The following is a 13,709-nucleotide window of genomic DNA, read 5'->3' as shown; positions in this document are numbered from 1 at the left end:
GCGTGGGGGACCGGCGGGCCGGGGTCCGCGGGCATGCGGTCGGCCAGGAAGCCGTACGCACGCCGCAGTTCGGTGTTCTCGCGGTTCTCGGGGTTCTTGGCGTTCCGGACCGACTGCCACCACTGGTGGACGCCGTACCAGCCGGGCGCGGCGAGAGCCCCGCCGTGCCGCCGTACGGACAGTCCGGCGGCCAGCACCGCGAAGCGCAGCCGCTCTTCGAGGGGCCACCCTTCGAGGGAGGCCGCGACGAAACTCGCGCCGAAGACGTCTCCGGCGCCCGTCGCGTCCAGCACCTCGGTGGCGAGGGCGGGTACGTCGGCGTACTCGCCCGTCGTCTGGTCGACGGCGATCGCACCGTCGCCGCCGCGGGTGACCACGGCCACCGGCACCAGCTCGGAGAGCTTGGAGAGCGCGTCGGCCGCGGTGTCGGTGCGGGTGTACGCCATCGCCTCGGTGTCGTTCGGGACGAAGGCGTGGCACAGGGCGAGCTGGTCGAGGAGGGCCGAGGACCACTGCTGGGTGGGATCCCAGCCGACGTCCGCGAAGATCTTCGTACCGTTCGCCGCCGCCTTGGCGAGCCACTCGCGGGGTTCGGCCTCGATGTGCACGAGGGCGGTGCGCGCGGCGGGCGGGTCACCCATGAGCGCGTCCTGCGAGTACGGGGGTTCCTGGCCGTGGGTGACAAGGGCACGGTCGTGGCCGTACGCGATCGAGACGGTGACCGGGGTGTGCCAGCCGTCCGCGGTACGGGAGAGCGAGAGGTCGATGTGCTCCTGCTCCGCGAGGACCTCACGGCAGTGGGTGCCGTAGTAGTCGTCGCCGAACACCGTGGCCAGGGACGTCTTCAGGCCGTAGCGGGCCGCGGCCACGGCCAGGTTCGCTATCCCGCCCGGGCTCGTGCCCATCCCGTCGGTCCAGATCTCCTCGCCGGGGGTCGGCGGCTTGCCCAGACCGGTCAGGACGAGGTCGTAGAAGAGCAGCCCGGTCAGCAGCACATCGGGCCGCGCGTCGGGCCGTTCGTCACCCACGAGCGCATCCTCTCGTCAAAACTCTTCACTTTCGATGCACGGGATCGTGTTTCGGTGGACAGGATCGTGCGCGCCTCAGGCTGATTTGGCAAGAGTCGAGCAGAACTGAGCATAGAAATGATTGCGAATGACGAGTACTGTTCAGCGCGTGCTGGCAGAGCGACGACATCAACTCATCCTGCGGGCCCTGCGAAACGGGGGCCCCGCAGCCGTCACCGACCTCTCGGAGCAGCTGGGTGTGAGCCCCGCCACAGTCAGGCGTGACCTGCTCAAACTGGAGGAGGAGGGGCTGCTCACCCGCGTGCACGGCGGGGCGGTCGCCGAGGAGGGCGACCAGCCCTTCGCAGAGGTCGCCGAGGTGCGCGTGGCCGAGAAGGACGCCATAGCCGAGCGTGCCGCCGCGATGGTCGAGGACGGCCAGTCGGTGCTGCTCGACATCGGCACCACCGCGTACCGGCTGGCCCGGCAGCTGCACGGCCGCCGGATCACCGTGATCACCAGCAACCTCGTGGTCTACGAGGAGCTGGTGGACGACGAGGGCATCGAACTGGTGCTGCTCGGCGGCATGGTCCGCCGCGAGTACCGCTCACTGGTCGGCTTCCTCACCGAGGACAACCTGCGTCAGCTGCACGCGGACTGGCTCTTCCTCGGCACCAGTGGAGTGCGCCCCGGCGGGCAGGTGATGGACACGACGGTCGTCGAGGTGCCGGTCAAGCGGGCCATGATCAAGGCGGCCGAGCGGGTCGTCCTGCTCGCCGACCGCGCCAAGTTCCCGGGTACGGGCATGGCCAAGGTCTGCGGGCCCGAGGAACTGGACGTGGTGGTGACCAACGGACCGGCGGACGCCGGGACGCGGTCCGCCCTGGAGGAGGCGGGTGTGCGCGTGGTGCTGACGTGAACGGCGTGCGCGCCGGTTCGCGGACATCGAGGAGCTCAAGGTCCTCGACGAACATCGAAAGGGCAGTTGCGTGAAGCTGACGATTCTGGGCGGCGGCGGATTCCGCGTGCCGCTCGTGTACGGGGCGCTCCTCGGGGACCGCGGCGAGGGCCGCGTCACCGACGTCGTGCTGCACGACCTGGACGCGGGACGGCTCTCCGCCGTCGCCCGCGTCCTCGCCGAGCAGGCGGCGGACGTCCCCGACGCACCGACCGTGACCGCCACCACCGATCTCGACGAAGCGCTGCGCGGCGCCGACTTCATCTTCTCCGCGATCCGCGTCGGCGGCCTCGAAGGCCGTGCGGCCGACGAGCGGGTCGCCCTCGACCAGGGCGTCCTCGGCCAGGAGACGGTCGGCGCCGGCGGCATCGCGTACGGGCTGCGCACGGTGCCCGTCGCCGTCGACATCGCCCGGCGTGTGGCCCGGCTCGCGCCCGACGCCTGGCTCATCAACTTCACCAACCCGGCGGGGCTGGTCACCGAGGCCATGTCCCGGCACCTCGGCGACCGCGTCATCGGCATCTGCGACTCGCCGGTCGGCCTCGGCCGCCGGATCGCCCGCGTGCTCGGCGCCAACCCGCGCGAGGCCTGGATCGACTACGTCGGCCTCAACCACCTCGGCTGGGTCCGCGGCCTGCACGTCGCCGGACGCGACGAGCTCCCGCGGCTGCTCGCCGACCCGGACCTCCTCGGCTCCTTCGAGGAGGGCAAGCTCTTCGGTACCGAGTGGCTCCAGTCGCTCGGCGCGATCCCGAACGAGTACCTGCACTACTACTACTTCAACCGGGAAGCGGTCCGGGCCTACAGCGAGGCCGAGAAGACCCGCGGCGCGTTCCTCCGCGACCAGCAGGAGCACTTCTACGAGGAGATGAAGCGCCCGGACGCCGCCGCCCTCACCGCCTGGGACCGTACGCGCGCCGAGCGCGAGGCCACGTACATGTCGGAGAACCGGGAGACGGCGGGCGCGGGCGAGCGTGACGCCGACGACCTCTCCGGCGGCTACGAGAAGGTGGCGCTCGCCCTGATGCGGGCCATCGCCCGCGACGAGCGCACCACGCTGATCCTCAACGTCCGCAACCAGGGCACCCTCTCGGTGCTCGACGCGGACGCCGTCATCGAGGTGCCCTGCCTCGTCGACGCCAACGGCGCCCACCCCGTCGCCGTCGCCCCGCTCCCGGACCACGCGACCGGCCTCGTCTGCGCGGTCAAGGCCGTGGAGCGCGAGGTGCTCGCCGCCGCCGAGTCGAGTTCCCGCGCGACGGCCGTGAAGGCCTTCGCCCTGCACCCGCTCGTCGATTCCGTGAACGTCGCCCGCAGGCTGGTCGACGGATACACCGGGGCCCATCCCGGCTTGGCGTACCTTGAGTAAGCGCTTTCCCCGCTACCTGGAGACTTGAGATGCACGACGAACGCCGCCGGATCGAAGAGCGCGTCCAGCGCGTACACGACCAGCGCATCAAGACCGCGATCTACGCCGCCTCCGTACCCTTCGAGGTCGAGGCCTGGCAGGCTCCGGGCGAGCCCGTCCCCTTCGAGGAGGCCGCGTCCGCCTCGTACGAGCCCTTCGCGATGGACACTCCCTGGGGCCCGCCCTGGGGCACCACCTGGTTCCGGATGAGCGGGCAAGTGCCCGCCGAGTGGGCCGGCAAGCGCGTCGAGGCCGTCATCGACCTCGGCTTCATCGGCGACTGGCCGGGCAATCAGGCCGAGGCGCTCGTCCACCTCACGGACGGCACCCCGCTCAAGGCGGTCAACCCGCTCAACCAGTACGTGGCGATCGCCAACCCCGCCGTCGGCGGCGAGCGGATCGACTACCTGGTCGAGGCGGCCTCCAACCCGGACATCCTCGCCGACAACTTCTCCAAGATCACGCCCATGGGCGACAAGCTCACCGCGGGCGACAAGCCGATCTACACCTTCCAGCGCGCCGACATCGCCGTCCTCGACGAGGAGGTCTGGCACCTCGACCTCGACGTCCAGGTGCTGCGCGAACTGATGCTGGAACTGGGCGAGCACGACCCGCGCCGGCACGAGATCATGCACACCCTGGACCGGGCCCTGGACCTGCTGGACCTCGACGACGTCTCCGGCACGGCGGCGGACGTACGGGCCGCGCTGAAGCCCGCGCTGTCCAAGCCCGCCAACGCCAGCGCCCACATCGTCTCCGGCGTCGGCCACGCGCACATCGACTCCGCCTGGCTCTGGCCGATCCGCGAGACCAAGCGCAAGACGTCCCGCACCTTCTCGAACGTCACCTCGCTCGCCGACGAGTACGACGACTTCATCTTCGCCTGCTCGCAGGCCCAGCAGTACGAGTGGGTGCGCGACAACTACCCGAAGGTCTGGGCCCGCATCCAGGAGTCGGTCAAGAAGGGCCAGTGGGCGCCGGTCGGCGGCATGTGGGTCGAGGCCGACGGCAACCTGCCCGGCGGCGAGGCGGTCGCCCGCCAGCTCATCCACGGCAAGCGGTTCTTCATCGAGCACTTCGGCGTCGAGACCAAGGGCGTCTGGCTGCCCGACTCCTTCGGCTACACCGCGGCCTACCCGCAGCTCGCCAAGCTGGCAGGCAACGAGTGGTTCCTCACCCAGAAGATCTCCTGGAACCAGACCAACAAGTTCCCGCACCACACCTTCTGGTGGGAGGGCATCGACGGCACGCGGATCTTCACGCACTTCCCGCCCGTCGACACCTACAACGCCCGCTTCAGCGGCGAGGAGATGGCCCGCGCCACCCGCAACTACCAGGAGAAGGGCGCGGCCACGCGCTCGCTGGCCCCCTTCGGCTGGGGCGACGGCGGCGGCGGCCCCACCCGCGAGATCATGGAACGGGCGCGCAGGCTCGCCGACCTGGAGGGTTCGCCGAAGGTCGTTGTCGAGCACCCCGACGACTTCTTCGCCAAGGCCCGCGAGGAGTACCCGGACGCCCCGGTCTGGGTCGGCGAGCTCTACCTGGAGCTGCACCGCGCCACCTACACCTCGCAGGCCCGCACCAAGCAGGGCAACCGCCGCAGCGAACACAGGCTCCGCGAGGCCGAGTTGTGGGCCACGACGGCCGCGCTGCACGCACCCGGCTACTCCTACCCGCACGAGAAGCTCGACCGGCTCTGGAAGACGGTCCTGCTCCACCAGTTCCACGACATCCTGCCCGGCTCGTCGATCGCCTGGGTGCACCGCGAGGCGGAGGCCGAGTACGCGCGCGTCGCCAAGGAGGTCGAGGAGCTGACCGCCGAGGCGGTCACCGCACTCGGCACGGGCGGCACCCGCGTCTTCAACACCAGCCCGGTCGAGCGCCGGGAGGTCGTACGGACCGCCGACGGCACCCTCGCCCACACCGTCGTCCCCGCGAACGGCAGCGCACCCCTCGGCACCGGCGACGCACCCGAGCCGGTGACGGTCACCGGCCGCGTCCTCGACAACGGCCTGGTCCGCGTCGAGGTGGCGGAGGACGGCACCCTGGCCTCCGTACGCGATCTGCGCGTCGGCGGCCGTGAGGTTCTCGCCGACACGGGCAACCTGCTCCGGCTGCACACGGATCTCCCGAACTACTGGGACGCGTGGGACGTCGACAAGCACTACAAGAACCGCTACACGGACCTGCTGGACGCCGAGTCGGTGACCGTGGTCGAGGAGGACCCGCTGCTGGGCGCGATCCGCGTGGAGCGCTCCTTCGGCAAGGGCTCGCGCATCACCCAGACGATCAGCCTCCGTGCAGGCAGCCCCCGTATCGACTTCGAGACGGACATCGACTGGCACGAGGCCGAGAAGTTCCTCAAGGCCGGCTTCCCGGTGGACGTCCGGGCCGCCCACTCGTCCGCCGAGATCGCGTTCGGCCACATCCAGCGGCCCACGCACACCAACACCAGCTGGGAGTCCGCCCGCTTCGAGGTCTCCGGCCACCGCTGGGTCCACATCGGCGAACCGGGCTACGGCGTCGCGGTCATCAACGACTCCACCTACGGCCACGACGTCACCCGCACGGTCCGCGAGGACGGCGGTACGACCACCACGGTCCACCTCAGCCTGGTCCGCGCCCCGCGCATCCCGGACCCCGAGGCCGACCAGGGCAAGCACCGCTTCACCTATGCGCTGCTGCCCGGCGCGACCATCGAGGACGCGGTCGCCGAGGGCTACTCGCTCAACCTGCCGCTGCGGGTGGCGGACTCGGCGGGCACCCCCGAACCGGTGGTGTCCGTGGACGGCGGCGGGGGCGTGACCATCGAGTCGGTCAAGCTCGCCGACGACGCCTCGGGCGATGTCGTCGTACGCGTCTACGAGTCCCTCGGCGGCCGGGCACAGGGCACCCTGCGCACGGGTTTCCCGCTCGCGGGTGCCCAGCTCACCGATCTCCTGGAACGCCCGCTGACCAGCGCGGAGACGGACGGCGACAGTGTGTCCGTCACCCTGCGGCCCTTCGAGATCCAGACGCTGCGACTGGCTGTGGGGAACAGGTGACCACGCTGCCCATGAAGTGACCACGCTTCCCATGAAGAATTAAGGAAGCGGTAAGACGCCTGGTCACGGCGGGTCCATCGCCCGCCGTGACCAGTGCCCGTTCCCTGCACGACACCTGGAGTTCGCCCGTCGCCCCTCTGATGTGGGGCAGTGCGAGAGAAAGGTGTCACCGTGCGAGACCCGCGAATGTCCGCGATCGGCAAAGGGCTGAGGCGCAGGGGAAGGCTGATGGCACAGGCGGTGAGCCCGCCGCGCCGGAGCCTCGACGCCATGCCCGCGCCCAGGACCGACGGGGACTCGTACACCGCTCCGCCCGCCCCGCGGCTGGTGGACTCGCCGGTCTTCGTCCTCTCCTCCGTGCGCTCGGGCTCGACCCTCCTGAGGGTCCTGCTGAACAGCCACAGCAGGATCCGCGCCCCGCACGAGATGCATCTGCGCACCCTGCACATCAACCTGTCGCGCGACTTCACCGCCGACGCCATGAAGGCGCTCGAACTCGACAAGGACGAGCTGGAGCATGTGCTGTGGGACCGGGTGCTGCACCTGGAACTCGCCCGCAGCGGCAAGCAGATCATCGTCGACAAGACCCCGCCGAACACCCTCATGTGGCCGCGCCTGCACCGATGTTGGCCGGGCGCCCGCTACATCGTGCTGCTCCGCCACCCGGGTGCGGTCGTCGCCTCGCTCACCGACCGCCGCACCGACCCGGACCACGAACAGATCCGGGCCGAGGTCCTCGACTACAGCGAGAAGCTGGACGAGGCCCGCCGCACCCTCGACGCCCACGTGATGACGTACGAGGACCTCACCGCGCACCCGGAGCGCACCACCCGCGGCCTGTGCGAGTACCTCGGTGTCCCCTGGGAGAGCACGATGCTCGACTACGGCGACAAGGACCACGGCGACTTCCGTCCGCAGCTCGGCGACTGGAGCCCCACGATCAGATCGGGCCGCATCCAGCAGGCCCGCCCGGCCGACCCGACGGCCCAACTGCCGCCGCGCCTGGTCGAGTTGGCAAAGGCGTGGGGGTACCCGGTCGAGTGACCGGGCACCCCCTCGGCGGACGTCGGCGTCAGCCGGTGAAGCCCGCCGTGATCGACGTGAACTGCCAGTTGCTCTGGCTGATGCCGGAGCAGTTGCTGACCACGCCGCCGCCGGGGCACGGCCGGTCGCGGTTGACCGACCAGAAGGCGAGGCGGGCGATGTGGTGGGAGTTCGCCCAGTCGCGGATCTGCGTCCAGGTCGCCGGCGAGGTGAGCTCTTGCTGGTCACTGAGACCGTTCATGCCGGAGATGCCGATGTGCGCGTAGGCCGTGGCGTCGTCCCAGCCGAAGACCGACTTGAGCTTGGTCTTCAGCCCCTCCGTCGCGTTCACCGTGTTGCCGTACATGTCGGCGCCGCCGCCGAAGTCGAACGGCATGATGGTGAAGACGTCGATGTTGGCGTTCAGTGCCGAGGCCCGCTCGATGAGCCGGTTGCCCCAGTAGCTCGGGCCGGTCGTCGACGTGCCGAAGGTGATGATCGTCCGCAGCCCCGGGTTGTTCTGCTTGACGATCTTCAGGGCGTTGAGGATCCGGTCCTGGACGACCTCGTTCTCGAACTCGTCGGTGTTCTCGATGTCGACGTCGATCGCCTTCAGCCCGTACGCGTCGATCACCTTCTGGTACGCGCCCGCGAGCGCCTCCGGTGTCGAGCAGTTCGGCCCCAGCTTGTTGCCGCTCCAGCCACCGATGGACGGGACGATGTCGCCGCCCGCCGAGCGGATCGAGTTGATGACGGACTGGTCGTTGCCGCCGGTCAGCGGACGCGACCCGTCCCAGGCCGGGTTGCAGCCGCCCGAGGACAGGATGAACGCCATCGTGAACCACTTCACGCCGGTCGAGTTCATCACCGACGGGGCACTCGGCGGGTCGCCCCAGCCGAGGTACAGATAGGGCGCGGCCTGCTTGAAGCCGGTACCCCCGCCACCGCCCGGATCGGTAGTGACAGCAAGGGAGTTGGAGGCGGCCGACCGGTTCCCGGCCGCGTCCCGGGCCCGCACGGTGAACGTGTACGCGGTGCTCGGTGAGAGCCCGCTGACCGTGGCACTCGTCCCGGAGACACTGAGCACCTGGTTCGCACCGCTGTAGATGTCGTACGCGGTGACGCCCACGTTGTCGCTCGACGCGTTCCACGCCAGCGACACGCTCGACGAGGTCTTCCCGGTGGAGCGCAGGGCCGAGGGGGCCGTCGGCGCCTGGGTGTCCGAGCCGCCGCCAGGACCGTCGAGGCTGATGTCGTCGGCCTGGTAGGTGCCCTGCGCGTACCAGCCGTGCGTGTAGATCGTCGCGCTCGTCTGCGACGCGCCGGTGGTGAACGGCACGGTCAACTGGCTGTAGGCGGAGGGGGACTGGGTCCAGGTCGACGCCCCGCCGTCCACGCCCAGGTAGGCGTAGCTGCCGCGCACCCAGCCCGTCAGGCGGTACGCGGTGTTCGGCTGGACCGACACGGTCTGGCTGCACTTGGCGATGTCACTCGAACTCGCCGCGCCGGCAAGGGCCTTGGTGCCCCCGTGGACCGGGCTCGACACGATCGAGCCGAGGTTGCCCGAGCAGGACCAGGGGGAGAGGCTCCCCGACTCGAAGCCGGGGTTGGACAGCAGGTTCGCCGCCTGGGCGGTGCCGGGCAGGGCGACCGCCCCGGCGAGTGCCAGGGCGGCCGAAGCGAGCAGCGCGAGGAATCGGTTTCTGGAACGTCTGAGGCGCACGTGATCTCCCTGAACGTATGGGGGTACGGGAGTTGCACGCTCACCAAGTTGGTATGGACCAATCAGACTGTCAAGGGGCTGTCCGAAGTCTGTGCCGCCTGGGCCGGATGAGACGCCTGAGTGGTCTGCTCCGAGTGCGCGTCGGCGGCGGGCTCCGCGGCGGTCGTCGGCGCGGCCGGGGGGACGGGGAGGTCCAGCTCCGCGCGCTGCTGCGGCAGCGACACCGGCCGTACCGCACGCGGTCCCGCGACCACGGTGTAGTCCTGGCCGAGGAACGGCGGGACCACGTCGCCGGGCTCCTCGCCGAGCGCCAACCGCACCGCCGCCCAGGGGGCGTTGATGCCGCACTGCGAGAGCTGGTGCAGGCCGCCGGCCGGGCGCGTGTTCACGTCCATGAGGACCGGCTCGTCGCCGAGCATCCGGAACTGAATGTTCGTCAGATAGTGCAGCCCGAACGACTCCGCGAGCAGCCGGGACGGCTCGATCCACTGGGGGTCGAGCGTGAAGCCGCGCCGCCGGCCGTTCTTGGTCCGGCCAACGGCCATCCGTACCCGCCCGTCCGGACCGGTCAGGCAGTCCACGGACACCTCCGGCTGCTCCAGACGCGGCATGACCAGCCAGTCCACCGGCTCGTCGGCCTGCTCCAGCGCCTCGACGACCATGTCCAGCGGCACGTACGGGCTGGGGAAGCCGTTGAGGTGCATCAGGGAGAAGGGGGTCCGCGTGATGATGCGGAAACCGACGCCGCCCGCCCCGGAGGCCGGCTTGAAGCACGCCTTGTAGCCGTCGGCCTCCAGCGCGTCGACCGCCGTGACCAGCTCCTCCGCGGTCCGCACCCGCCACCACGGCGGTGCCGGAATGCCGAGCTTCTCGACCGCCTCGTACGCGATCACCTTGTCCTGGAAGGTGTGCACGGCCTCCGCGGGAGGCGCGAGCAGCGCCGTACCGACCGCGGCGAACTCCTCGCGGTGCTCGACGAGGGTCGCCTGGTGCAGGACCGGCACGAACACGTCGATGGAGTGCCGGGCGCACTGGTCGAGCGCGTACTCGACGTAGGCCGCCGGGGACAGCCCCTCCGGCTCCAGCGCGGCCGCGTCGGCGGCGGCGAGGATGGGGGAGTCGGCGTCGCCGTGGGTGGCGTGGATCTCGACGGCCCGGCCGCACGGATTTCGCCGTAGCTGATCCATGAAGAACACGTTCTCCGCGTACGTGCGGTTGAGCCAGACGCGTACGCGAGAGACCATGCAGGCCGCCTTTCAGGGTTCGCGGGCACGACGAAGCAGGCCGTGCCCGGCAAAGGAGTAAATGGGTACACAAAACCGCCGTTCGAAAACGGGAGTCCGTGGCGGTTGTGTAGGGCCGATCATAGGGCCTGCGCAGCGTGCTCGCTGCTACGTGCGTGTTACAGAATCCCCGGACGGGCCCGCCGGTGCTCCTGAGGCACGTCAGGCCCCCTGGACCCCGCGCCCCTTGAAGGACTCCAGGCCCTCCTTGATCTCCGCGAGCACGTCCGCCGCCTCGGCCCCGTCGATCACACGGTGGTCGAAGGTGAGGCTCAGCGGCAGCACCGGAGCGACGACGACCCTCCCGTCACGGACCGCGGGCCGGTCGGCGGTCGCGCCGAGCCCCAGCGTGATCGTGGTCCCGCCGACGGAGTGGAACGCCTCCACGGGGCGGTGGCCGAGCGAACTCACCGCGAACGTGCCCGTCGTCGAGGCCCGCCTGCGCAGGGGACGGGTCGCCGCACGGTAGGCGAGGGTGCGCAGTGGCCCGGGCAGCCGCTGGAGCGCGCGGACGCCGGCGAACTCCGGCATCGTCGCGGGGTCACCGTCGCGGAAGTGGTCGACGCGCTCCTGGATCTCACCGAGCCCGGCCCGCTCCAGGTCCGGCAGCACGGCCGACAGCACCACCCGGCGACCGCCCAGGGTGCGGTCGAGCGTGAACTTGCCGTGCACACCGTCGTAGCGGGCGACCCTGGACCGGCCCCGGAGCGCGGCGTTCGCCTCGGGGTGCGCGGCCAGCACCCGCGCGGCCACATGGAGCACGTACGTGACCGTGGAGATCCGGCGCCCCGACGGCTGCCCGGCGCGGTGCTCCCGTACGTTGCCCATGTCGACCGACGTACCGAGGAACACCGGCGCGAAGGACCGGATGCCGTCGAGGAAGGCCAGGGTGTGGCGGCGCTCGCGCGCCACGGGTGAGATCCTCACGGGGCCACCGCCAGCGTGTAGATCTCCTCCAGGCTGCCGGCCTCCAGAGCCTGGGCCAGAGGCAGCGCACGGCCGGTCGTACGCTCCAGGAGCGCGAGGAGCGAGAGCAGGTGCACGGAGTCCCAGCCGGGCACCCGGTCGAGCCCCGCGCCGACGTCCGCGCCGGTCACCGGCAGGCCCAGGTCGTCCTGGAGGAGGATGAGGAAGTCGTCGATGGAGTTCACGAGCCGTCGTCTCCCGGGATCTCGGTGAAGTGGACGTGCACGGGCGGCACGGGCAGGACCCCGAGGCCGTGCTCGTACGTCACGGTCGTGCCGTCGCTCCGGCAGGCGGCCGTCGGGTGGGTGAGTGTCGTGTTCTCGTCCGCGACCCGGACGAAGCCGTTCCTCGGGTAGAAGTCCTTGACCTTGGTGTTCTTCGGTGTGGCCCGGTAGTTCGCGCGCACCGCCCGGGCGCCGTGCGCGCGGGCGTGTCGCAGCACGGCACAGAGCGCGGTCTGCTCGATGCCTCGGGAGAACACCCGGCAGCTGAGCAGGAAGTTGTCGATGTGGACGGTGTCGCCGTGCCGGTGCGTGAACACCGCGCCGACGACGCCGCTGTCCCCGAAGCGGTCGGCGGCACGGACGGCGAGGACACGCGCCGCCGGATCGTCGAGGAGGGCGCTCACCTCGGCGGGCCCCAGCCGCAGGGTCGTCTGGTTGAACTGGTTGGTTCGCAGCGTCAGTTGGGAGAGCCGGGCCACCTCGGCGGGGCCGGCCTCGACGAGGTGGACCTCGACCCGCAGCTGCCGCAGATACTCGTTCAGGGAGTCGAAGCCGTCGAGGAAGTCCTTGCGGACCAGCTCGTCGCGGTACTGGGCGACCCGCGTGACGTCCTCGCGGGTCAGCTCCGGCGTGTCGAACCAGCCGTCGCGCAGCAACGCCTCGATGTGCAGGGCCGGTTCGCCGTTCACGGGGACGACGGAGACCCCTGGCAGCTCGTGGCGGACGAGCCCGCACTCGTACGGGCTGTCGTCCACGAACACGAAGCTGTCCACGCCCAGGTTGAGATCCTTGGCGAGTTCGGCGAGGTTGTCGTGCTTGGGCCGCCAGTTGGCGACGACCCGGACGAAGTCGTCCTCGCGCAGGAACATGCCGGGATGCCCGCGCAGGACCTCGCCGACCGGTTCGGGGTCGTTCTTGCTGACGGCGGCCAACAGCACGCCCTGCGCGGCGAGTTGTCCGACCACCCGCTGGAACGCGTGATGGGCCCCGCCGCGGTGCGTGCCGTCGGCTCCGATCTCGATGCCGTCCGGGCCGTCCTCGCCGAGGATCCCGCCCCACAGCGTGCCGTCCAGATCCAGGACGAGGGCCTTCTTGCCCTGTCCGGCCCGATGCCGGGCCAGGTGCCCGATCTCACGGGCGTACGCGGCGAGCAGGGCGGGGGAGAGGTGCGTCCTGGTGTACTGGCTCAGCCGCGGCTCGACCACGGGCACGCCCTCGCCGGCCAGCGGATCGAGGTCGAGGACGACGACCCGCTCGTGCTCCTCGGCCAGCCGCAGCAGCCGCGCGTTGGCCTCCCGCCACACCGCCCCGAGCCGCGCCCGCGACCGGTGATCGACGAGTTGCGCGGTGAACCTCCTCGGCAGCGGCAGGGTGTTGAGGACGAGCGTCCCGCGCGCGGACTCCGCGAACCGCGCGACCAGCCCCGCCAGCGTCCCGATCCGCTCCCGCGCCACCCGCTCCACGTCCTCGGGCCCCCACGGCACCGGAACCTCGTCGAAGACCACCATCGGGTCGAGCACACAGAGGGCCAGATCGGCCCGGTACAGCTCACCGCCCGGGTCGGCGAGGTCGAAGACGTACGCGTCGAAATCCGCGAGGTGCGGCCTCAACAGCAGCCCGTGGCGGGCCAGTTCGACGGTCAGCGACGGCAGCAGCGGTGCCAGCGTGCCGTGCCCGGTGACGGCGACGCTCACGACCGGCACGGCCGGATGCTCCGCCAGCACCTCGTCCGGATCGAGCCGCGCCAACAGCTGCCCGGCCCGGGCGAGTTCGGCGTCCGAGGCCCCGCAGAGCAGCCGCCGAACACTGGGGTACTCACGGACGAGCCGCCCTTCACGGTGCAGATCGAGCAACGTCGAAGGCCCGCTCTCCACCGGACGTTCGGAGCGGGACGCCCCTGTCATAGCTCTCCTCGGACTCGGCGCCCCGTAGGGGCGCGGGACGCTGACATCTGCGGCTCCGCCGCGGAGCGCGAGCAACCACAACGGACCCGCACCCAAGAAGCCGGCCGCAGCCACATCGTCGGCGGGGCGGCTAAAGCCGCTCTTGTACCGTGGAGGCGGCATGTGTTCT

The 13,709-nt window shown here is 70.8% G+C and carries 10 protein-coding genes; 4 read left to right on the top strand and 6 right to left on the bottom strand.

What is annotated here, in order from left to right; all coding sequences use genetic code 11:
• Positions 1-1,028: carbohydrate kinase family protein (locus AOK17_RS24880; RefSeq protein WP_055614768.1), on the bottom strand; the 1,028-nt coding region annotated here is incomplete at its 3' end.
• A 148-nt stretch (positions 1,029-1,176) separates the two neighbouring features.
• Here AOK17_RS24880 and AOK17_RS24875 point away from each other — a divergent pair.
• The 4 genes from AOK17_RS24875 (at position 1,177) to AOK17_RS24860 (ending at position 7,461) form a co-directional block, all read left to right on the top strand.
• A complete protein-coding gene (locus tag AOK17_RS24875; protein ID WP_055614767.1) occupies positions 1,177-1,926 on the top strand; it encodes a DeoR/GlpR family DNA-binding transcription regulator in 750 nt (249 codons plus the stop codon).
• A 70-nt stretch (positions 1,927-1,996) separates the two neighbouring features.
• Positions 1,997-3,334 carry a 6-phospho-beta-glucosidase gene (locus tag AOK17_RS24870; RefSeq protein ID WP_055614766.1) on the top strand — a complete coding sequence of 446 codons (1,338 nt, stop codon included), beginning with the start codon at positions 1,997-1,999 and terminating at the stop codon, positions 3,332-3,334.
• 29 nt (positions 3,335-3,363) lie between these two features.
• Complete coding sequence (locus tag AOK17_RS24865; protein ID WP_055614765.1) at positions 3,364-6,417, top strand: alpha-mannosidase; 3,054 nt, start codon at positions 3,364-3,366, stop codon at positions 6,415-6,417.
• Positions 6,418-6,588: 171 nt separating this feature from the next.
• On the top strand, positions 6,589-7,461 hold the full coding sequence (locus AOK17_RS24860; RefSeq protein ID WP_245697336.1) for a sulfotransferase family protein: 873 nt from the start codon (positions 6,589-6,591) through the stop codon (positions 7,459-7,461).
• 28 nt (positions 7,462-7,489) lie between these two features.
• Here AOK17_RS24860 and AOK17_RS24855 read toward each other — a convergent pair whose 3' ends face one another.
• From AOK17_RS24855 to AOK17_RS24835, 5 genes are all read right to left on the bottom strand, one after another.
• Entirely contained in the window at positions 7,490-9,163 is a 1,674-nt protein-coding gene (locus AOK17_RS24855) for a carbohydrate binding domain-containing protein (protein ID WP_055614764.1), read from the bottom strand.
• 62 nt (positions 9,164-9,225) lie between these two features.
• A complete protein-coding gene (locus AOK17_RS24850) occupies positions 9,226-10,407 on the bottom strand; it encodes an ATP-grasp domain-containing protein (protein ID WP_055614763.1) in 1,182 nt (393 codons plus the stop codon).
• A gap of 201 nt (positions 10,408-10,608) precedes the next feature.
• Positions 10,609-11,373 (bottom strand): 2-oxo acid dehydrogenase subunit E2, encoded by a 765-nt coding sequence (locus AOK17_RS24845; protein ID WP_055614762.1) that lies wholly within the window; start codon positions 11,371-11,373, stop codon positions 10,609-10,611.
• Positions 11,370-11,597, bottom strand: a complete 228-nt coding sequence (locus tag AOK17_RS24840; RefSeq protein WP_055614761.1) for a phosphopantetheine-binding protein — start codon at positions 11,595-11,597, stop codon at positions 11,370-11,372. Before AOK17_RS24840 ends, AOK17_RS24845 begins: the two co-directional genes overlap by 4 nt.
• Positions 11,594-13,540: an HAD-IIIC family phosphatase gene (locus AOK17_RS24835; protein ID WP_055614760.1), complete on the bottom strand. Its 1,947-nt coding sequence runs from the start codon at positions 13,538-13,540 to the stop codon at positions 11,594-11,596. The genes AOK17_RS24840 and AOK17_RS24835 overlap by 4 nt, the downstream gene beginning before the upstream one ends.
• Positions 13,541-13,709: the final 169 nt, after the last annotated feature.

Source organism: Streptomyces phaeochromogenes, assembly GCF_001418655.1.
In the GTDB taxonomy this organism is placed as follows: Bacteria; Actinomycetota; Actinomycetes; order Streptomycetales; family Streptomycetaceae; genus Streptomyces; species Streptomyces phaeochromogenes.
Note: the sequence above shows the minus strand (reverse complement) of the source record. Positions and strands in the feature narration are given on the sequence as shown.

Excerpts from the sequence above, each read along its gene's own strand:
- AOK17_RS24835 (WP_055614760.1), bottom strand. The coding sequence starts at position 13,540 with ATGACAGGGGCGTCCCGCTCCGAACGTCCGGTGGAGAGCGGGCCTTCG.
- AOK17_RS24865 (WP_055614765.1), top strand. The coding sequence starts at position 3,364 with ATGCACGACGAACGCCGCCGGATCGAAGAGCGCGTCCAGCGCGTACAC.
- AOK17_RS24850 (WP_055614763.1), bottom strand. The coding sequence starts at position 10,407 with ATGGTCTCTCGCGTACGCGTCTGGCTCAACCGCACGTACGCGGAGAAC.